Here is a 22,801-nt window from a genome sequence, read left to right on the forward strand (position 1 = left end):
GGTATCAAATTGTTTAGGTTGTGCGCCGGATTGACGCGTAATTATATACGTATGCGTCTGCTGCTGTTCTCACCGGCATTACAAAAGAAAGATATTCCACGTCGCATAGAAACTTATATTAGCAATTGGCGGGGACGCCAATTGACGCTAAGGGATGTAATCAAATCACTCAATAGCAAAGTAGACATCAATAATTGTTCACAACTGCGTCTGCTGCTGTCCTCACCGGCATTATAAAAAAAGATATTCCACATTGTATGGAAACTTGTTTTATCATTTGGCAGGGACGCCAATTGACGCGGAGAGTTTTAATTGAATTACTCAGTAGCCAAATAGACATCAGTAATTCTTCATAACTGCGTCTGCTGCTGTTCTCACCGGCATTATAAAAAAAGATATTCCACATTGCATGGAAACTTGTTTTATCATTTGGCAGGGATGTCAATTGACGCGGAGAGATAAGAAATAAATCGGCATCTAACAAAAGAGAGGATAGCTTGACGGCCATCCTCTCTTTGTGTATACTTTTTATAGGATATAAAAACTAAAACTTCAGCTTAAGTTTCTTAAAAACAAAGCTCCACAACCATATCGGTCCTATTGTGATCAATCTGATCAGATTACTGGTCGATACCGTACCTGTTTCTCTTTTTGAGATTGCAATCAGCGCAGCCAATGAAACCAGCATAATCAGTCCTGTTACCAGCCATACTGCCGGCCCTCCTGCTCTTTCCAGATATTCCAGCTGAACAATAAAAAAACTCATAACACCGATCTCAATCAGCATAGCATAAGACAGCGTAGGAGCAAGACGGAGATAAGAATAAACAATAATGGCAATAAAAATTGATCCCCAGTTAAGAAAAGTATGCCACCCCATTTTGATCATAAAATCAAATTGCGGAAATGGAATCATCCAGATCAGTCCCATTAGCCCAAAGAAAAATAAAGTTAAAAAAACAGCATACAATCCTCTGTTTTGAGGATTTGCAAATATAGCTGACAACTCTTTAAAATAAATATCTACCGGTCTTAAGACTTCCTGAGGAGCAGGGCTCGGTTTGTTTTTCTTTTTATTACTCATGAGACTCTTTTAACAGAAAGAAGCTGTCTGAAAGAATAATTCTCTCAGACAGCTCTCCTTTTTAATTTACTATTATCTTATTTCGCGTAAGCCACAGAACGTGTCTCCCGGATTACAGTTACTTTGATCTGTCCCGGATAAGTCATTTCCGTTTGAATACGGTTAGAGATATCTGCAGCCAAAATTTCAGCCTGTGCATCTGTTACTTTTTCACTTTCGACTACAACACGCAATTCACGTCCGGCCTGGATCGCAAATGTTTTCTCTACACCTGGGTACGACAGCGCGAGGTCTTCCAGTTCTTTCAGACGTTTGATATAGCTTTCCACCACCTCACGGCGAGCTCCCGGACGGGCGCCTGAGATCGCATCACAGGCTTGTACTACCGGAGAGATCAATGAAGTCATCTCTATCTCATCGTGGTGGGCTCCGATTGCATTACATACGTCAGGATGTTCTTTATATTTTTCGGCCAGCTGCATCCCTAAGATTGCGTGTGGCAGTTCAGGATTATCATCAGGCACTTTTCCAATATCATGCAACAGACCTGCACGTTTTGCAAGTTTCACATTCAGTCCTAATTCTGCTGCCATCGTTGCTGCAAAATTGGCCACTTCACGAGAGTGCTGCAACAGGTTTTGTCCATAAGATGAACGGTAACGCATACGTCCTACCATACGGATAAGTTCCGGATGAAGCCCATGAATACCCAGATCTATAGCTGTACGCTCACCGATCTCGACGATTTCATCCTCGATCTGTGTTCTTGTTTTCGCTACTACCTCTTCGATCCTCGCCGGGTGAATACGACCATCTGTGACCAGACGGTGTAAAGCCAGACGGGCAATCTCGCGACGTACCGGATCAAAACCGGACAGGATGATAGCTTCCGGTGTGTCATCTACAATGATTTCAACCCCGGTAGCAGCTTCCAGCGCACGTATATTACGACCTTCACGACCGATAATACGTCCTTTGATCTCATCATTTTCAATATTAAAGATGGAAACTGTATTTTCGATAGCCGATTCGGTTGCTGTACGCTGAATAGTCTGAATAACGACTTTCTTAGCTTCTTTTGTTGCCGTCAGTTTGGCTTCATCAACTACATCCTTGATCTGAATCATCGCCTGAGAACGGGCTTCTTCCCGTAAAGAATCAACCAGTTGATTTTTGGCTTCTTCAGCCGTTACTCCGGCAATATTTTCAAGTTGTTTGATTTGTTGAGATTTCAAATGGTCCACTTCTTCGCTTTTCTTCTCATTCAGCTCGACAAGTTTTTCCAATTGTTTTTTGGTATTGTCCAGTTCTTGTTTCTCACGGTTCAGGTTTTCCAGTTTCTGGTTAACAGATTGCTCTTTCTGGCGTATAGCATTCTCTTTTTGGACAATGGTATTATTGCGCTGATTTACTTCTTTTTCATGCTCAGCCTTTAGTTGTAAAAACTTCTCTTTTGCTTCCAGAAGTCTTTTCTTTTTGATATGCTCCCCTTCCTGTTCTGCCTCCTTCACTATTTTCCTGGCGTTTTCATGTGCAGCTTGTTCTTGCCTTTTAAACAACATTTGCAGCACATAACGACCAATCAGAACACCCACGATAAGGGAAACTATGATTGCTATTATGATCTGTATATTCATTTGTTTTTATGTATGTTATATTAGTTGATAAAAATTGTTTCTATATATTTTGATTTAAATTTTTTGCAAAAAAAAACCGCAATTAAATATAAACGGGTACCAAGTATTATTAAACTTCCATTACACATGATTAAGCGATTGATCATGACCTAGATGGCTTACGCAAAATGGTCTACATCTTTTTTTCGCCCGTGATATTGAAGCGTTAAGTTTAAAATAGTGACAACCCGAATTTAATTGCGGCAAATTCGTAGTTACAAAGCGTTGTATAAGAACGATTTTGTTATTTATTAAAGAAACCTGTCAGCAACTGATCCAGTTCATGAACAGCCTGCTCCACCCCTTCTTCGTGGTTTTGCGCATTTTTTTCGGCTTTCAGCATCCCTGTTGCATATTGCAGGACACACATGGACAATAAATCCTGTTTATCCCGAACTGCATAGTTGTCTTGTAGTTCTTTTATTCTCTCATTAACCAATTTCGCTGCATGACGGATAATTTCCTCCTCACCTGCATCCACTTTCAACGGATATACCCGATCAGCGATATTTATTTTTATGGAAATATCTCCCATTTTTTCTTTGAGCTTATAGTAAACAAATGCTGTTTTTGTAATCCCTTATCTCCGTATCTTACTTTAATAAGCCTATGCACTTGTCTATTTCTTTAACAAAATCGTTAATTTTTTGCTTCGTGTCAAGTATTTTCTCATTTATTGCGTCTTTATCTACATTCGGATCTTCCAAAGTACGCGCGACAGCAAGGGCTTTTACCTTTTCTTCTGCCTGCTTTACTTTTTCGGAGCTTGTATCCAAAGCCACCTGTAACGATTGCACTTCTAATTTAAGTAAATCATTCTCTTCCTGCAAGGCTTCACACAATTGAATTAAATTTTTCGTTTTCTCAACGATAATATTCATTTGTGTTGATAAAGATGCCATACTTATTTACTGCAATTAAAGTTATACTCCACTATTAGCGCACTACTGCGCCTAATTCTTTCTCAAAGTTAAGAATTAATTTTTGAACTATAGCGTCAATTTGTTTGTCCGCCAAAGTTTTTTCTTCATCCTGCAAAACAAAGCTCAAGGCATATGATTTCTTACCCTGAGGCAGTTTATCGCCTTTATAGACATCAAAAATATTGACTTCTGTAAGCAACTTACGTTCTGTTTTAACTGCCACTTGTCGTAGTTTATCAAATGTAACAGCCTCATCAACAAGCAATGCCAGATCACGGCGAACAGCCGGGAATTTGGAAACTTCTTTGTATTTAATGCTGTTTTTACGAATTACTTTCAGGACCTGATCCCAGTCAAAATCAGCAAAAAACACCTGTCCGTCTACATCCGCTTTTTTCAGGTTAGTCTGTGCTACTGCACCAAATGCAACTAAGGTTTTCTGACCCTTTTTGTACGATAATCCGTAATCAAAATAAGTAGAGTCTGTATCTGTGACTTCCAGTCCCTGTATATTCAATCTGCGGATAATAGTATCCACAGCGGCTTTAATGTTGTAAAATGTAACAAGCTTCGCCTCTCCACTCCATTTTTCGCCAGTCTGTCTTCCTGCAAGAGCGAGTCCAAAATGCTGTCTTTCCTGATAACCTTCTTCCAGTAAGTGGTAAGTACGCCCGAATTCAAAGAATTTCAGATCGGTACTTTTTCTCTTCTGGTTGTAAGAAACCGCTGTCAAAGCAGAAAACACCAGATTCTGACGCATGGTGTCCAGATCACTGCTTAAGGGATTTAACAATTTGACAGCTGTATCCACATCATCCACATATTCGGATTTAGTCAATGAATTCGATAAAATCTCGTTATAGCCGTTAGCGATCAATAAATCCGCAATCTGATTCAGCACGACTTCTCTGTCCGGTTTTTCCGAAGTATTTAAAGAGGCATTGATCTGCTGCTTGATCTCTATATTATTATAACCGTATATACGCAGAACTTCTTCTACAATATCCACTTCACGGGTTACATCCACTTTGAAAGGAGGAACCTGTACCAGCAGTTCATGTTCATTTTCTTTAGCAACTGCTATTCCCAGAGAGGTAATGATAGAGCGAATATCTTCCGTCGGAATCGCTTTTCCGATAAGGCGTTGTACATTTGCATAATTCACGGTAAACTCGAACGGAGCTACCGGATCAGGATACAGATCTGTAATCGCTGAACTGACTGTACCACCTGCAACTTCCAGAATCAATAATGCTGCACGTTTGAGTGCAAACGCTGTCATATTCGGATCTGTTCCTCTCTCAAAACGGAAAGAAGAGTCCGTTTTCAAAGCGTGTCTTTTTGCTGTTTTACGAACAGATACGGAATTGAAATATGCGCTTTCTAAAAATACATTTACGGTAGAGGCACTTACTCCGGAATGCAATCCGCCAAATACTCCGGCAATACACATTGGTTTTTCTGCATCTGCAATAACCAGATCTTCTGCTGACAAGGTACGTGCAACTCCGTCTAATGTTGTAAAAGCTTCTCCTTCTGCAGCATTACGCACAATGACCTGCTGACCGGCAATCTGATCGGCATCAAAGGCATGTAGTGGTTGTCCCAGATCATGAAGAACATAATTGGTAACATCCACAATATTGTTGATCGGACGAATACCGATAACATTCAGCTTTTCTTTCAACCAATCCGGAGATTCTTTTACTGTCACTCCTGAAATATTCACACCGGTATAACGGGGCGCAGCATCTGTATTTCTAACAGAAACTGTTGTCTGCACAGCACTTTCAGCAGATTGAAATGCAGAAATATCCGGCAATGTAAAAGAGGTTCTGAAAAAACCGGCCAGATCACGCGCTACTCCGAGATGAGAAGCGGCATCAGCACGATTGGGTGTCAGACCGATTTCATACCGGTAATCATCCGTAATGTGAAAATAATCACGGGCTGTCTGTCCTACCGGTGTATCAGCCGGCAGTACCAGGATACCATCATGAGATTTGCCCAGACCGATTTCATCTTCTGCACAGATCATCCCTTCTGATACTTCACCACGGATTTTAGATTTATTGATTTTAAAAGGCTCTCCCTCCAGTGGATGAACAGTAGTTCCGACAGTAGCTACTATTACTTTTTGTCCGGCAGCTACATTGGGTGCACCGCAGACTATGTGCAACAATTCTTCTCGTCCTACATCGACAGTAGTCACACGAAGACGATCCGCATTAGGATGTTGTTCACAAGTCTTCACCTCACCTACAACAAGACCCTCCAATCCTCCGGGTATGCTCTGAAAGGTTTCCAGCACTTCTACTTCCAGACCAATATCTGTCAAAATATGAGAGATTTGCTCAGGAGTCTTATCCTTTATATCAACAAAATTCTTTAACCAGTTATATGAAATATTCATTGTCTAATCTATATGAAGCACAAAGATAGAACTTTGTAACGAAATACGGATTCCGCAACCGGTAAAATTTGAATAACTCTATAGATGGAATGAATGATTTTTTGAGTAAATTCAAATATTGTTTTATTACAAACTGTACATTACTGGAATGGCGGAGTTCCCATGCGGTCGGTTCTTTGATTTAATGATATTTACAACAACTGACAGCTATTCCGGCAACAAGCTGCCCTGGTTGTGAATTGCTTTCATTAGCCATTAATGATTTGTTCTTTAATGGAATGGCTGAGCTCCCATGCGGTCGGTTCTTTGATTTAATGATATTTACAACAACTTCGGTTGTTCTTGGAAAAAGGAATTGTACGTTGTGAATTGCTTTCATTCTTTGATTTAATGATATTTACAACAACTTAAAAATCTATCTTTTACAGTAGATATATGTTGTGAATTGCTTTCATTCTTTGATTTAATGATATTTACAACAACTGGATTCCAGAAAATTGCGCGCTTCTTTCGTTGTGAATTGCTTTCATTCTTTGATTTAATGATATTTACAACAACCTGATCCTAAAGAAAACATTTCATAACCTGGTTGTGAATTGCTTTCATTCTTTGATTTAATGATATTTACAACAACCGGTGGCTTTTCTGGATTCAGACGCTCCAAGTTGTGAATTGCTTTCATTCTTTGATTTAATGATATTTACAACAACTTGGGAAAATGAGAGATTCATATCTGAGTCGTTGTGAATTGCTTTCATTCTTTGATTTAATGATATTTACAACAACTGACATCTAAATGTACCTCTTTACCTTCTTGTTGTGAATTGCTTTCATTCTTTGATTTAATGATATTTACAACAACTTTGTTGTACTGCTGTGGTTGTAATTTGTTGTTGTGAATTGCTTTCATTCTTTGATTTAATGATATTTACAACAACCTGAATAGGTTTTCTGTTAATCTTATCATCGTTGTGAATTGCTTTCATTCTTTGATTTAATGATATTTACAACAACGAAGAGTTTGGAACCTATCTTAGCCAGGGGGTTGTGAATTGCTTTCATTCTTTGATTTAATGATATTTACAACAACAGACGTATGCTGTCTAGTATTTCCTGTTTCGTTGTGAATTGCTTTCATTCTTTGATTTAATGATATTTACAACAACAGGGCGTTATTGTCTTTCAGTTCATGCCGAGTTGTGAATTGCTTTCATTCTTTGATTTAATGATATTTACAACAACTACATACAACAGCAGTGCTATATGTGGTTTGTTGTGAATTGCTTTCATTCTTTGATTTAATGATATTTACAACAACAAATGATGTTTGCTCAGCTCATTTTACCAGTTGTGAATTGCTTTCATTCTTTGATTTAATGATATTTACAACAACGGCATTTTTTAAATCTCCCATCGATTCATAGTTGTGAATTGCTTTCATTCTTTGATTTAATGATATTTACAACAACCCGATCGACGCGCTTAAAGATTGGGCGGCAGTTGTGAATTGCTTTCATTCTTTGATTTAATGATATTTACAACAACACAAGGTCTTCACGACGCCGTCACCGCTGCGTTGTGAATTGCTTTCATTCTTTGATTTAATGATATTTACAACAACGTAAAGAATGCACACCAGGGCGCACCGGTGGTTGTGAATTGCTTTCATTCTTTGATTTAATGATATTTACAACAACTCAAGTTGCTCCTCACTTGGATAGTTTCCGGTTGTGAATTGCTTTCATTCTTTGATTTAATGATATTTACAACAACATAGTTTATATGACAATTAATCTTGAGACTGTTGTGAATTGCTTTCATTCTTTGATTTAATGATATTTACAACAACTATATAGTTCCTGCCTCCAATACTTAGGTCGTTGTGAATTGCTTTCATTCTTTGATTTAATGATATTTACAACAACTGCGCCGAGGCTTTGGAATGACTTACACCAGTTGTGAATTGCTTTCATTCTTTGATTTAATGATATTTACAACAACTTACTAAAATTAAAAAATAAACTTGTCATGGTTGTGAATTGCTTTCATTCTTTGATTTAATGATATTTACAACAACAGTCCTTCCCTACCTATCCTAGTATTAGCAGTTGTGAATTGCTTTCATTCTTTGATTTAATGATATTTACAACAACTGTGATCTATTATAAGTTGTTACATTTTGAGTTGTGAATTGCTTTCATTCTTTGATTTAATGATATTTACAACAACGCATTTCGGTGAAACAAGTACCACCGTTAGTTGTGAATTGCTTTCATTCTTTGATTTAATGATATTTACAACAACCAGCGTATTCAATTGCTTCATCTTCCGAAGGTTGTGAATTGCTTTCATTCTTTGATTTAATGATATTTACAACAACTATAATAATTTTTTAGTTTAGCAGTGGTTTGTTGTGAATTGCTTTCATTCTTTGATTTAATGATATTTACAACAACGGGTGGCCTGTGAATTGTTTTTAATCCTATGTTGTGAATTGCTTTCATTCTTTGATTTAATGATATTTACAACAACCCATCTCTTGTGCCACACTATTTATATAGTGTTGTGAATTGCTTTCATTCTTTGATTTAATGATATTTACAACAACGCTCCCCCTCACTTCAGTTAATTATTCCTAGTTGTGAATTGCTTTCATTCTTTGATTTAATGATATTTACAACAACGGCTATTCCTGGTGTAATTGATGAACAAGTGTTGTGAATTGCTTTCATTCTTTGATTTAATGATATTTACAACAACAAGCTAAGGTATCGTTTATTTTCATATCAGGTTGTGAATTGCTTTCATTCTTTGATTTAATGATATTTACAACAACATACCGAACCGTAAATTCATAAAAATCAATTAGTTAAATCAAAAATTAGAATAAAAAAATACGGATCAATATGATCCGTATTTTTTTATTTGATACCGTTTTTTAAATCCTGTTCTTTAAAACAGTTCGAGTTGTTGTGGTGTATCAGGTCGCTTACTCTTGTCTTTACCTATAAAGAGTTCTATATCACCAAACTGTTTATCTGTAATCGTTAATATCCCTATATGTCCTTTTTCAGGCAGTAATCGCTTAACCCTTTTAACATGTACATCAGCGTTTTCCCTGCTATTACAGTGTCGCAGATAAATAGAGAATTGAAACATAGTAAAGCCATCCTGCATAATTTCTTTTCGAAACCGGGCATGAACCGCACGATCTTTTTTCGTTTCAGTAGGAAGATCAAAAAAAACTAATATCCACAAAACTCTATATTGATTTAAACGGTTCACAACATTAATTGACTGATCTTATTTATAAAGTAGGATAATTGATTTTTCGGACAACTCCTTCAAAACACCTCGCCAATGAAGCCGTAGTTCTGGAAACTGCGACTAATAACGGGCTTGTAATATTCTCAAACTGTACATCAACCTGGGGTAATTGCAGCAGTCTCATTTTTAATGCAGTATCCAATTCATTGCAATTCAATCCTTCTGACAACATATTGTAAACCATTCGATCTACATAAGGCCGATAGGGTTCCATAATATCATCAGCCAGACAATATGCATTATATTTATTACGGTGAAAAATTCCAAAGGTCGGCAGGAGGCCTGAGGAAACCAATCCTCTGGCTACTACAGCCCGTAATATAGCGTAACCATAGTTAAGCAGGTTATTAGGCGGGTCTCCTGTACGATGCCGGTTAAAATCAAAAAATTCACGAAAGATATGTTGCCAGTAATAAGCGGCAGCTCGTGCTTCGTAATTATCGGGATCGCCGGAACGTACAGATTTAGCCCAGTAATACATATTATCCACTTGCAGGCCCGTATCTTCCAATACTCTGGCCTGATTATAGATTTTCTGTTGAATCGTCTGTTGCCACAACTGTTTTTTTAAGGGTACGGATGCTTCTATCTGATAGCGAAAGCGTTCGGATTGTGTTTGTCCCCCATCTAAAGGTAATATCAGACCTGTAGGCATATATGTGCTGTCACATGAAATCACCGCTACATTATTATGTAATAAAGCCGCAATGCAACCATGCGAGATAGTAATCTGTTGATTTTCAAGAACAACCACACCAATATCTTCAATAGGCACTGTCCTTTTCTTATCTTCTCCGGGAAGATCAATAACTAATTGCCTGTTAGCATGACTCAGATAAGCCGGATTAGAAAACATCAAGGTACGCTTGATCATGGTTTAGATTTTTGAAATATTTCCTAAACGATCTATTTGTAATTTTACACAGGTTTCTTTAATCATAGTTCCATCAATCGCTCGTTCCATTTTGTTTAATGTGGAGAATTCAGCTTTATTAACAACAGAAGTTGCAATATCCTGTCTCACAAAGAAAATCTGATTTCCCGTAAAACTCACCACTTTATATATTCTTTCACTGGACATCTTATTAAAATCTATCATTGAAATATTTTCCAATTCATCTTCTGACGGAACATACACTAAATCATTTGGGGACAGATAAAAATCATCCACTCCTTTTAGATCAACAACTGATAATCCTTGTTTTTGTCTTTCAATAACTTCATTTAAAGGAATGGTTTCGTAGCTTCTTTTTCCGTTTTTATCTTGATATATGGCAAAAAACAAATTGGTTCCTTTTGCAGCCTCTACATATTTCTCTTTTTTGTTTCCCGATTGTCCTAAAGGAAACTTACTTCCCAATTCAAAAACTCGGACTTTGCTGATTGACTGATGAGCTTTTCCATTGTTAAATTTTTCGATATTCTTATTCATATCTTCAATTCCTTCAGGAGAAAATGCCAGTTCGGGATTATTGTCTTTATATTGAAGATAGTTTTTCAGAATTTTCTGAATCCCTGTATCTGTAATACTTCCTATCGTCTTTAGGTTAAAAGAGGTATCAAGGCTTTTTCTGGTTGCTGTCAATATCTTTCCTTTCGGTACTTTTATTCGTGGCAAATCAATTTTTCCTGAAACCGTCTCCTTATGCATCGGCTTTCTTATCGCCCAGTTTGTTCCTTTTTGTTCTACCCTTTCTTTTACTTTCGTACCTTCTTTTTCTACATATTTTTCATAGTAGTTGGTCGCTTTATTGATAACACGCAAATTCTGTTTAAAGCTCACAATTATGGTTTCCAAATGATTCTTAGCATCAATTGTAAAAGTTTCCCAGGGTTTCAGAAACTGTTTTGGAGCTTCACGCTCTATTCTTTCACCAGTTTGGGGATGATTATACGCTACCTTCTCAAACTTCATCAGTTTCTTTTTCAAATCATATCGTTTCGTATCTGATTTAGCCGATTGATTGTTCAATAAATTGACGTGGTCTTTTGTAGCACAAGCGATCACCAATGCATCTAAGGCATGATGTCTGTGATCTATCCTTTTCTTTGAAAATCCTTTTGAAAATTCTACGGGAACGGTTGGTAAAAATTTCTGATGGTTTTCATTCCAGGCAGTAAAATCTGTAGAATTTGTCAAATGATTCATCCGTTCAAAACGAGGTAAAATCAAATCATTCCAGACATCATTCAGCCCCCAGTCTTGTTTAAGCTGTGTGGTAATTTTTCCGTTCCCCGGCACTATATTTTTAGAATTCACGCCTTCATCCGTTCCGTCTTCTACCCTTACTATATTGGAAAGAACCCCCGAAATGTACTTACTGATATAACGTGTATCATTCATCTGCCGCTCAATCATCTTTTCAGGAATATCTTCCAAAAGCAGTTTATTCCTTTTACTTCGATTATTAGCGTAATGTTTCTTTATAAAATCCTCGTAAGCATCATGTTTTAAAATAGCAACTGATTTTCCGTTTCCGCATTCTACAATACTACCACCCAGCTTTTTAATAAATTCCAGACCTATATAATTATCTTTCAACTTATTTACTGCCGATTCGCAGATAATCTTATTCGTAAAGCTATCATCAAAATAACGGCTTTGCGGAATAATGTGTTCAATTTCATATTCCGGTGTAAATAACTTATTCAGCGGTATAATCTGTCCGGTATAGGGAGATTTGTATTTCTGCTCCAGCCAGAGTTTGTATCTTTTTAAATCAGAAGAAGAAGGTTGTGCAGTTTTACTTATTTTCAGAATATCATCTTCAATTTCGATATCAGAATTTAAAACACCTTCTTCGTAAATTTTGAGAATTTCCTGTTGCATAGGTGAAAAAGGCCGGACGTTTTCTACTGAATTATCATCCATCATTTCAGCTAATAATGCCTTGATGCGGAAATTGGTATTTTCATTCTCAGAGATTTGTCGGGTCAGCCTTTCCCTTTCTTCAGCAGGAAGTTTCATTTCTCTTCCCAGTTCAATATGAATTTCACGGAAGAAATCTTTTGCGCCGTTTCCATATTTCTGCCAGATGTCTTTCACTACACGAAGTGTCTCTGTGATTACCTGTTCTACAATTGGGTTCCGAAGTGAGTGTTGCTTAAATTCTTTTAAAAACTCTTCCAGATCGTCAGCGGAGTTCCATTTGCCCAACATTGCTGCTTCTGAATGCCTTCCATAAACAATATATTGTACTAACCACAATTGCAACCCCTGAAAATCGGTTTCTGTGGTGAGATGTATAGCTTTTTCTCTTACTTTATCTTTAATATTTTCATCATATTCTCCTGTAATAATTTTTTGAATTCGGGATTTTGATTGTTCACTAATATTATTGTAATTCCAAAATTTCCCCATTCGCATCAATGGCAACAATTTCTTAATGGCCTTTTCAGAAAAAGCACCGTATTCACTTTTAAAAGGTGGAAACTTTTTGAAAGCCTCGAAGAAAGAATTATCTTCCAGATTATTTTTGCCGGCAAAAGATTTCAGTGCCTTTTCGTACTCAACTTTATCATTAACAGAATAGATAATATGCCAGATTTTCTGCTCCATTTCTCTTGTCAGGAAATCATCAGAAATATTTTCGACCTTATCCAATCTTGATAAAATCATTGTCTTCGTCTCGTTACATGGATATTTTTTATCTTCTACATAATTCCAGCGATGCGTTTTATCATTGAGCTTAAAATGCTTCAGCAACGCTTTTTGGTCAACTTCTTTTCTATTGTTTAAAAATTCAAACAGACTTTCAAAATCGGCTTTGGTGTTCAAAAAATCCTTTGTAACATTCGTATCATCCTCTTTTTTGTAAATATTCAGGTTATACATCCATTGCCAGATACGGAATTCCTGATAATATGGATTGGATTTTGGAATAGCTTTCAGGTATTGTGTATGCTCTGTTCCATTTTCATCTTTATATTTTCTAAACTCCAGAGTACAGTTGGAAATGGATGATTTCTGGCTTCCTAATGGTCTCTGATAAAAAATAATGTCCTCCATAAAAAGATGGACAAAATCTTTTTTGCTCAATGTCAGTTGATGCGCTTCATTATTTTTATAGAGTTCACGGACACAATCGCTGTATAAATCATCTTGTCTTAGCTCCGGATGAAACTCTTTTTGTTTTTCCAGAATTTGTTTCAGCTCCGTTTTATAAAATTTCCGCTCAATGGTACGAACCAGCTTTCCTTTTATTTTTTGTTTAGGATTTTTGAGAAGCGTTTCATAAATATAAGTTCCAACAGTTTTACGCGAGCTATCTATTTCCTGTTCGGTTTTCTTTTTAACCAAAGTCCAGTCGTTTTCGCCTGGTGCTCGGAAACTTCTTTTTTCATTACCTTCTTTATCTGTTTTTACAGAACCGTCATCATTCAAATCAATCGTTACAATAAAATCTCTTGTTTTTTCCTTCCAGTCGAACAATGGTGTTTTGCTCGAACGTCGGTATATCCATCCATTTTCCAGAATCAATGAATACCAGATATCTGATTTTCCTTTCTGCGGTTCATCTGCCAGAACATCAACAATTTTAAGAGAATAAAACTCAATTAATTTATTAGGGTTCTCTTCCTCCTCTTCACCCCTAAGCTGATAATACCCACGTTTCTGATTAAAATTCAGAAGAATCCAGGCTAATTCTTCTTTTTCTATTTTTCGACTCAATGCTTTTTTGCGCAGGTAATAAATAGTCCAGTCATAAGGGATTTTTTTGTTATCTTCTAAAAGCTGTGGCTGATGAGTTTTAAAATCCGAAAGCATTTCTTCAAAAGATTTTTTGAAAATAAATCCTTCATTACTGTACACTAATTTTGGTTCCGTTTCTTCTTTGAACTTTCCAAATCTCTTAGTGAAATCAATCTGTGAAGCATAATGTTCAGGCAAAAAACCTAAAACATTCAGAATCCGGTGAAGTCGTTCCCGACGCAATAAAAACCGCTCACGTAATCTCCTTACACTTCTGTATTTGGTACGTTCAGCGGTTTGAGAAACGGAATTTCCCTTTCCAAAATCCCCCAAAATATCCTGTGACATTGGGATAATACGGCTGCCCATTCCGAGGATTTCTCCCTGTTTATTTTCAAAATCCTGTTTGATTAACGCCCATCCAATAGAATTCGTCCCTAAATCAAGTCCAAGTATATGTTTCATAATTTGTAATCTTTAAAGACTGCTTCTGAAACCAATCCATTTGAAGTAGTCATTTTTGTTTATATATTTATAGTATGAAATTTAAAAATGAATTATTTTTTTTAAATAAATTTCATAACTCTGCACAAATTTAAAATATTTTTTTATATTTGCAATAGATATTGGTTTAGTAGCTTGACTGACGAGTTGAGCTTGGTAAGGTCCAAACTTATCATAAATGCTCCCCAAGGGCATTTAACTATTTCAATATCCAAACAAATAACTGTACACAAACTTAAAATTTCATAAAATTTTAGATCGTGCAGAGTTAGTTGTGAATTGCTTTTTATTTTAGGCTACTCTATTTTGAGTAGCCTTTTTCATCCTACACCTAAAGTATATGTTTCATAATTTATTCGCAATTATAGTTTCCTAAATATATAAAAAATAAAATACATCCTAATTACGGTTTTCCGTATTTCAAATAAAAAATATTTATTAACTTTGTCTTGAAAGCAATTCACAATAAGGATTATTCCGTTGTGCAAACATTCAAGGCGGGGCAACTCGCCTTCTTTTTTTACCCCTGCTTGTTGCTCTGACTGCGAAATACAAATATCTCCATACTTACTTCCATTTTTTACGTTGTTATGCTATTTAAGTCAAAGGATTAACGTATTTTTGTACTTTAATTCTACAAGACAACAATTTCATAGTAATGATTCATTTCTTTGTGAACCAATCGAACACTGTTTATGCTGTTCAAACTCAAAAAGATTTATCAACCGAAGATATCTCTAAACTCAACTGGCTATTTGGCAACGCAACCAAAATTGAAAGAACCACTCTTGATGATTACTATGTAGGCCCTCGTGCTGCAATGATCACTCCGTGGAGTACCAATGCGGTCGAAATCACCCAAAATATGGCCATTGAAGGCATTATTCGCATTGAAGAATTTCAACCGGTGACAGCTGATTTCACCGACTTCGACCCGATGATCTCCCAGAAGTATAGTGCACTTACACAGGAAATGTACAGTATCAACATTACTCCTGAGCCTATTATGGATGTGGATGATATTGCTGCTTACAATAAGCAGGAGGGTCTGGCACTAAATCCTGAAGAAGTAGAATACCTCAACAACCTTTCCGCAAAACTGGGTCGTAAGCTGACAGACTCTGAGGTTTTTGCATTTTCGCAAGCCAATTCAGAGCACTGCCGTCATAAAATCTTTAACGGGACATTTGTGATCGATGGTGAGGCTAAACCGACTTCTCTATTCAAACTGATCAAAAAAACTTCTGAAACACATCCTAATGATATCGTTTCAGCATATAAAGACAATGTGGCCTTTATAAAAGGTCCTGTTGTGACACAATTTGCACCAAAATCTGCTGATAAGCCTGATTATTACACAGAAAAGGAGTTTGAATCTGTGATTTCCTTAAAAGCAGAGACACACAACTTCCCGACTACAGTAGAACCTTTCTCCGGAGCTGCGACAGGCTCAGGAGGCGAGATCCGCGACCGTCTGGCTGGTGGGCAAGGTTCTTTGCCACTGGCAGGGACAGCCATCTATATGACATCTTATTCCCGCCTCAATGAAGAGCGTCCATGGGAAAAAGCAATGCAGGAAAGAGATTGGCTGTACCAGACACCAATGGATATCCTGATCAAAGCATCCAACGGAGCTTCAGATTTCGGCAACAAATTTGGCCAACCGCTTATTACAGGTTCAGTATTGACGTTCGAGCATGAAGAAGATGCCCGTAAGATCGGATATGACAAAGTAATAATGCAAGCCGGAGGTATAGGCTACGGCAAGCTGGATCAGGCAAAAAAACATAAGCCACAGCCAGGAGATAAAGTAGTGATCCTGGGTGGTGAAAACTATCGCATTGGTATGGGAGGAGCAGCTGTATCTTCTGCAGATACCGGAGCTTTCGGATCGGGTATCGAGCTGAACGCCATTCAACGTTCCAATCCAGAAATGCAAAAACGGGCTTCCAACGCCATCCGCGGACTGGTAGAATCGGATCACAATCCGATCGTATCCATCCATGACCACGGAGCAGGCGGACACTTAAACTGTCTCTCTGAACTGGTAGAAGAAACCGGTGGATTGATAGACCTGGACAAATTACCTGTCGGGGATCCTACTCTATCCGCAAAAGAGATCATAGGTAATGAATCTCAGGAGCGTATGGGACTGGTAATCGGTGAAAAAGACATTGCTACTTTACAAAAAGTAGCCGATCGGGAACGTTCACCGATGTATACTGTCGGAGATGTCACCGGCGATCATCGCTTTACTTTCGAATCTAAAACTTCGGGAGAAAAGCCAATGGATTTTGCACTGGAAGATTTCTTCGGATCTTCTCCTAAAACCATTATGAACGATAGCACGGTTAACCGTACATACGCTGAACTGGATTATACGAAAAACGATATCCCTACTTATCTGAATCAGGTATTGCAACTGGAAGCAGTAGCTTCCAAAGACTGGCTGACAAATAAGGTAGACCGTTGTGTAGGAGGGCGTGTTGCAAAACAACAATGTGCCGGTCCGTTACAATTGCCGCTGAACAATGTCGGTGTAATGGCTTTGGATTACAGATCTGCTGAAGGTATTGCCACGACTGTAGGTCATTCGCCGGTTGCTGCATTGGTAGATCCGGCTGCAGCTTCACGCACGGCTGTTGCCGAAGCACTTTCCAACATTGTATTTGCTCCGATCAAAAACGGACTGTCAGGTATATCCTTATCGGCCAACTGGATGTGGGCTTGTAACAATGAAGGAGAAGATGCCCGTCTGTATGAAGCAGTACAAAGCTGTTCAGACTTTGCTATTGCCTTGGGCATTAATATCCCTACGGGAAAAGATTCCCTGTCCATGAAGCAAAAATATCCAAACGGAGATGTGATTGCTCCGGGAACTGTGATTATTTCTGCAGCGGGAAATTGTACAGACATCAATAAAGTAGTAGAGCCAGTCCTGAATAAAAATGCAGGTTCTGTTTACTATATCAATCTTTCAAAAGACACTTTCAAATTAGGCGGTTCTTCTTTTGCCCAGATTTTAAATAAAGTAGGTACAGAAGTACCGACAATTACGGATGCAGCTTATTTCAGAAAAGCGTTCAATACAATTCAGGATCTTATCAAAGCGGATCAGATCGCAGCAGGGCATGACGTAGGTTCAGGTGGTTTGGTAACCACTTTACTTGAATTGTGTTTTGCAGATGTAAATCTTGCAGCAAACTATAATCTGTCCGGACTACAGGAAACAGATAGCGTAAAAGCATTATTTAATGAAAATATCGCTGTTGTCCTTCAGGCTAAAAACGATGCTGCATTTGAAAAAGCATTAACGGAAAACGGAATTGAAGCGGTGAAGATCGGTGAAGCTGTCGAAGGTGCTGCTGTAACATTCAAAAATAATGAAGATCTGTTTACATTCAACGTCGCAGAAACAAGAGATACCTGGTATAAAACATCATTCCTCTTAGATTCCAGACAATCTAAGAACGGAATGGCTCAGGAACGTTATAACAACTACAAAAACCAGCCGTTGAAATATGTGTTTCCTGCTCATTTTGATGGCAGAAAACCAACTATTGATAACAGCCGTCCTAAACCAAAAGCAGCGATATTACGTGAAAAAGGTTCAAACTCCGAGCGTGAAATGGCAAATGCAATGTATCTTGCCGGATTTGATGTAAAAGATGTACATATGACCGATCTGATCTCAGGTCGTGAAACATTAGAGGACATTCAGTTTATCGGAGCAGTAGGCGGATTCTCTAATTCTGATGTTTTAGGTTCGGCCAAAGGCTGGGCAGGTGCGTTTCTCTACAATGAAAAAGCGAAAAAAGCATTGACAGATTTCTTTGCCCGTCCGGATACTTTATCTGTAGGTATATGTAACGGATGTCAGTTGTTTATGGAACTGGAACTGATAAATCCTGATCATGAGGTACATGGAAAAATGCTTCACAATACTTCACAGAAACATGAGTCTAACTTTGTATCTGTAAAAGTTCAGGACAACAATTCAGTTATGTTATCTACGCTTGCCGGATCAACTTTAGGGGTATGGATCTCACACGGAGAAGGTAAATTTAATCTGCCGCAATCTGAAGATCAATACCAGATCGTAGCGAAATATGCTTATGAACAATATCCTGCAAATCCTAACGGTTCAGATTACAATACGGCTATGCTGTGTGACAAAACCGGTCGTCATCTGGTAACGATGCCACACATCGAACGTTCGGCGTTCCAGTGGAACTGGGCTTATTATCCGAATGGTCGCAAAGATGAAGTATCTCCGTGGATCGAAGCATTTGTCAATGCCCGCAAATGGATTGAAAATAAAAAATAGTCTTTCGGACGTATATTATAGAAATACCCTCTTTAGCTTAAAGAGGGTATTTTTTTATTAAAACCTCTCCCTAACCCTCTCCTTTCTAAAGAGAAGGAATTGTTCCAGCTCAAATTCTCTGTCATTTAATTAAATGAAAAATCAGCATCTTTATATTCGTAAATCTTAACCAATAAAGATTATAAACTCTTGTCATATCAAACATTATGAAAACAAAAACCGGATTACTGATTGTTATGCTGGCTCTGCTGATCAGCTGTCAGCAAAGTTCTGCTCCATCTTTAGCCTTTCATAAGAAAGGCATGATTAAAGTGACCATATTCTATCCGAACGGGGAAGGCAAAACTTTTGACATGGATTATTATATCAACAAGCATATGCCTTTAGTTCAGCGGGTGTATGGCAATGCATTAAAAGGTCTTACGATAGATAAAGGAATCGGAGGCGGATCTCCGGATACTCCGGCGCCTTATATGGCGATAGGGCATTTATACTTTGAGAATATAGCCGCTTATGAAGAAGGTTTAAAAAAGAACAGAGAAACTTTTGCAGCCGATTTCCCTAAATATACCAATGTCATGCCGGTCGTACAGATCAGTGAAGTGATTCAGTAAAAAGATATAAAAATTAAAGAGGCTGTCTGGAAGGTTCTGGTTTTACAGTACCTTTCACACAGCCTCTTGTATACAGACCGCTATCAGACCTCTTCTGACGGTTCGGCTTCTTTGTGTGTCGTTTCCTTCACTTTACCCAACATCATCAGTGATGGCGTAAAGAAAGAAAGCAATCCTACTCCTACCACGACCAGTCCGAGGATAATGAAGGTAAGATTCACACCTATGGTATCTGCTACAAAACCCGTACTTAACAGCCCGATTACAGAAGGAATCACCACAATACTAAAGAACATAGAAAATACACGTCCCATCATGGCAGGATTTACCTCTTCCTGCAGTACCGTCATAAAACTGGCGTTGTATACTGAAGCGGCTAATCCACCGATACCCGTAAGCACGACGAACAGGATAAATCCGGAAACCGGAAGCCAGCCGGATATCGCCAGACTAATACCAAGCAGCATATGCATGATATTAATAATAATGACTTTATGAATATCAGGTTTCCATATCCCCAACAATCCGCCGCCAACCAGCATACCCACGCCCCAGGCCATTTCAACTATACTCATCTCAGTTTTATTTCCACCAAAATGATTGATGGTTATCAGAGGAAAAAGTACAGCAACGGGCATAATACAAAAAGTAGCTATGACCGAATATAAAAACAGATAAGAAAGTCCTCTGTTTTTACGTATTTCTTCCCATCCGAGGTTAATATCCTTCCACACCTGCTGTACACTTGCTTTGGCCTTCTCTGCGATTTCCGGATTGGGAATATGCACAAACAGCAAGGAGGCAATAGCCACTACTGCTCCGGCAATATCCAGAAGCAACACATTGCCGATAGACATAAATCCGATTGCCAGCGCTCCAAGTGCAGGTCCGGCAATACTCGAAACGGATTGTATAATCTGATTAATACCTGCTATACGCAACAATTCAGATTGAGGTGCAAGCATAGGAATCGCAGCCTGCATAGCCGGCATATGGAATGCCGAACCTACAGAACGCAGTGCAAGCATAACATAGAGTAACAACAAACTTTCATTACCCATATAAAAACTGACCGACATAATCAGTGTACAGAATGCGACGAAACCATCTGCAAACATCATTGTTTTCTTACGGTCCCAACGATCAATATAGACACCTGCTATCGGACCGATAATCGCCTGCGGAAGCAGACCTGCAATAGCTGCGTATGCCAATACTTCAGCAGAGCCTGTTTCCAGACTCAACCAGATAATGACAGCAAAGTTGACTGCTGTACTGCTTAACAGGGAGATAAACTGCCCCACCCATATAATAGAAAATTTCTTTTTCCAGGAATTTTGCATATAAAATAATTTTGAGAATACCCCAAAAGGCACACTCCGATCAATAAAAATAAAAAAATGATTTACAATGCTCCGGAACTGAAACATTGTGATAGAATTTAAAAAGAAATCCTATACCCAGCTAGGCGACAAGTCTGTCACGAAAGGTGTAAATTCTATATAGTGCAACTATCCACATGATGATGTGTGTTTTTAAAAATATGCTGCAAATATAGCGATTTTTTCAAAATTGGAAAATCTGACGTATAATTTGGGACAAACCTGCATTTCTTTCCTTAAAAACCAAAAGCCCTGACGGGCTTTTGGAAATTGTGATACAGTTGACAGTTATAGGTCATTCATGCACTAAGACTTAGTTCTGCTGCTTTTCCAGAAATTGATCATAAGTCTGTTTACTCTCAAAATAGGCTACCTCTCCGTTATCGCCGATCATGACAATATAAGCCGAAGCCTTATCCACACTTTTCATAGTCTGCGGATCTATAGCTGTCCGTACAGCAGCGTCTTTTGGTATCCGTTCTTTGCACATATTGCAGCATCCGTAATAGGTCTTTCCTTCAAAATCTACCTTAATCTGTTCTTTACCCATATAAGCGTCATTGACCATACAGACTAATTCTGAAGGCACATGGTCTCCTTTTTTAACCGTCTCTGCCAACGCTATTGGTTCAGCCGGACTGCTCTCTTCTACAATTGTCTCTTTGGCAGGAGTATTATTGTTTTGACATCCTGATAACAGGATCAGCAGCATAACTGATCCACTTAACATTTTTAAAATTTTCATGATTTTTTGTTTTCTATATTTGAAATTGTTGTGCCTTCCTGAATTTCTTCAGAAGCTTTCCGTATAATGTGGTTTCCTTCTTCCAGATCCCCGAATATTTCTACCCGGTCCGGTAGGCTGCGTCCTTTGGAAACAGGAACTTTTCTTACTTTTCCATTTTCATCTTTGAGAATGTATAGTCCCAGATTGCTTTCTACCAATGCAGTTTTCGGAACAAAGAAGGTCGCTTCAGCATGTTGCAAAGGAATGAGCGTCTCCGCCACCATAAATGGCTTTAGTTCCTGCCGTACATTATCGAAATCAGCTTCGATTTTTTCAGAACGAAGTTTAAGATCCAGCGTTCCTGATTTACGGGATATCTTTGCGAAATACTTTTTCTGTGGCAGGGAACGTACGGTAAAATGAATGGTATCACCCAGATTCAGGAAACCCGTATTTGCTTCCGGAACGGACAGGGATAGTCTCAGCTTTTGCGTATTCTGTATGGTAAGCAGTGGTTTCTCACTTCCTTTGCCCATTGGACTGACGTATGCTCCGAGATCTACATTACGATCGGTGATAACTCCTGAAAACGGTGCACGGATCAGCAGATAGTCTTCTATATTTTTCAATTCCTGATAACTTGCTCTGGCCGCATTGAGCTGTGCTTCGTCAGCCAGACGTTTGGCCGTAATCTGATCCAGTGCGTCCCGTGAAATAGCTCCCTTTGTCTCGTTCGCTTTCAGCATACGATCATAATTAGCTTTTGTCGCCGCATAAATTGCTTCTTGCCCTTTCCACTTTTCCTTTGCAGTAGCCAGCTGAGACTGAATCTCGGGTGCTTCCAGAATTACAAGAATCTGCCCTTTGCGGACACGATCGCCTATATCCACACGAATGCTTTTTACATAGCTGTTGACTTTTGCGTACAGATCCGTTTGCTGATCTGGCGACAGCTCTCCTGCCAGCTTCAGCCGGACAAGGGGATTACTTTTTTGAATAGCGATTGTCTCCAGGTTTTGGGGCATTGGCATAGCCTTTTCTTCTGAGGTTTGTTTTTCGTCTTTATTAAAGCCGGAACAGGAGGTAAACAGGATGACCGAAGCCAACATATATATTAAATTGTTCATATGA

14 protein-coding genes and 1 CRISPR repeat array are annotated in these 22,801 nt (G+C 38.4%); of the genes, 3 read left to right on the forward strand and 11 right to left on the reverse strand.

Annotated elements, in window-relative coordinates:
• Window positions 1-9 precede the first annotated feature (9 nt).
• Complete coding sequence (locus HMPREF0766_RS22300; RefSeq protein ID WP_138944209.1) at window positions 10-237, forward strand: hypothetical protein; 228 nt, start codon at window positions 10-12, stop codon at window positions 235-237.
• Window positions 238-544: 307 nt separating this feature from the next.
• Here HMPREF0766_RS22300 and HMPREF0766_RS15380 read toward each other — a convergent pair whose 3' ends face one another.
• The 8 genes from HMPREF0766_RS15380 to cas9 all read right to left on the reverse strand — a co-directional run bounded on the left by HMPREF0766_RS15380 (window position 545) and on the right by cas9 (window position 14,581).
• Window positions 545-1,084, reverse strand: a complete 540-nt coding sequence (locus HMPREF0766_RS15380) for a DUF962 domain-containing protein (protein ID WP_002999115.1) — start codon at window positions 1,082-1,084, stop codon at window positions 545-547.
• Window positions 1,085-1,161: 77 nt separating this feature from the next.
• Entirely contained in the window at window positions 1,162-2,721 is a 1,560-nt protein-coding gene (gene rny, locus HMPREF0766_RS15385; RefSeq protein WP_002999119.1) for a ribonuclease Y, read from the reverse strand.
• A 283-nt stretch (window positions 2,722-3,004) separates the two neighbouring features.
• Entirely contained in the window at window positions 3,005-3,295 is a 291-nt protein-coding gene (locus HMPREF0766_RS15390; protein WP_002999122.1) for a cell division protein ZapA, read from the reverse strand.
• Between the two features lie 58 nt (window positions 3,296-3,353).
• Window positions 3,354-3,662 carry a hypothetical protein gene (locus HMPREF0766_RS15395; protein ID WP_002999125.1) on the reverse strand — a complete coding sequence of 103 codons (309 nt, stop codon included), beginning with the start codon at window positions 3,660-3,662 and terminating at the stop codon, window positions 3,354-3,356.
• A gap of 34 nt (window positions 3,663-3,696) precedes the next feature.
• Window positions 3,697-6,096 (reverse strand): phenylalanine--tRNA ligase subunit beta, encoded by a 2,400-nt coding sequence (gene pheT, locus HMPREF0766_RS15400; RefSeq protein WP_002999127.1) that lies wholly within the window; start codon window positions 6,094-6,096, stop codon window positions 3,697-3,699.
• Window positions 6,097-6,457: 361 nt separating this feature from the next.
• A CRISPR array of direct repeats spans window positions 6,458-8,932; the repeat unit is 46 nt; unit sequence GTTGTGAATTGCTTTCATTCTTTGATTTAATGATATTTACAACAAC.
• A gap of 116 nt (window positions 8,933-9,048) precedes the next feature.
• On the reverse strand, window positions 9,049-9,354 hold the full coding sequence (cas2, locus tag HMPREF0766_RS15405; protein WP_236590438.1) for a CRISPR-associated endonuclease Cas2: 306 nt from the start codon (window positions 9,352-9,354) through the stop codon (window positions 9,049-9,051).
• A 49-nt stretch (window positions 9,355-9,403) separates the two neighbouring features.
• Entirely contained in the window at window positions 9,404-10,297 is an 894-nt protein-coding gene (gene cas1 / locus HMPREF0766_RS15410) for a type II CRISPR-associated endonuclease Cas1 (RefSeq protein ID WP_002999143.1), read from the reverse strand.
• A 3-nt stretch (window positions 10,298-10,300) separates the two neighbouring features.
• Window positions 10,301-14,581: a type II CRISPR RNA-guided endonuclease Cas9 gene (gene cas9, locus HMPREF0766_RS15415; RefSeq protein ID WP_002999145.1), complete on the reverse strand. Its 4,281-nt coding sequence runs from the start codon at window positions 14,579-14,581 to the stop codon at window positions 10,301-10,303.
• A gap of 697 nt (window positions 14,582-15,278) precedes the next feature.
• Between cas9 and purL the strand changes: the two genes are divergently transcribed.
• Both purL and HMPREF0766_RS15425 read left to right on the forward strand, forming a co-directional pair.
• Complete coding sequence (gene purL, locus HMPREF0766_RS15420; protein ID WP_002999152.1) at window positions 15,279-18,947, forward strand: phosphoribosylformylglycinamidine synthase; 3,669 nt, start codon at window positions 15,279-15,281, stop codon at window positions 18,945-18,947.
• 206 nt (window positions 18,948-19,153) lie between these two features.
• The gene (locus HMPREF0766_RS15425) at window positions 19,154-19,561 is read left to right on the forward strand and encodes an EthD family reductase (RefSeq protein ID WP_002999154.1); all 408 of its coding nucleotides are present in this window, start codon (window positions 19,154-19,156) and stop codon (window positions 19,559-19,561) included.
• A gap of 83 nt (window positions 19,562-19,644) precedes the next feature.
• Here the strand turns inward: HMPREF0766_RS15425 and HMPREF0766_RS15430 are convergent, their stop codons facing one another.
• The 3 genes from HMPREF0766_RS15430 to HMPREF0766_RS15440 all read right to left on the reverse strand — a co-directional run bounded on the left by HMPREF0766_RS15430 (window position 19,645) and on the right by HMPREF0766_RS15440 (window position 22,797).
• Window positions 19,645-20,904, reverse strand: a complete 1,260-nt coding sequence (locus tag HMPREF0766_RS15430; protein ID WP_037460622.1) for an MFS transporter — start codon at window positions 20,902-20,904, stop codon at window positions 19,645-19,647.
• Between the two features lie 352 nt (window positions 20,905-21,256).
• Window positions 21,257-21,688 carry a hypothetical protein gene (locus tag HMPREF0766_RS15435; protein ID WP_002999156.1) on the reverse strand — a complete coding sequence of 144 codons (432 nt, stop codon included), beginning with the start codon at window positions 21,686-21,688 and terminating at the stop codon, window positions 21,257-21,259.
• Window positions 21,685-22,797, reverse strand: a complete 1,113-nt coding sequence (locus tag HMPREF0766_RS15440) for an efflux RND transporter periplasmic adaptor subunit (RefSeq protein ID WP_002999157.1) — start codon at window positions 22,795-22,797, stop codon at window positions 21,685-21,687. Before HMPREF0766_RS15440 ends, HMPREF0766_RS15435 begins: the two co-directional genes overlap by 4 nt.
• Between the last annotated feature and the right edge of the window lie 4 nt (window positions 22,798-22,801).

The sequence above is a fragment of the Sphingobacterium spiritivorum ATCC 33861 genome (assembly GCF_000143765.1).
Classification (GTDB): domain Bacteria; phylum Bacteroidota; class Bacteroidia; order Sphingobacteriales; family Sphingobacteriaceae; genus Sphingobacterium; species Sphingobacterium spiritivorum.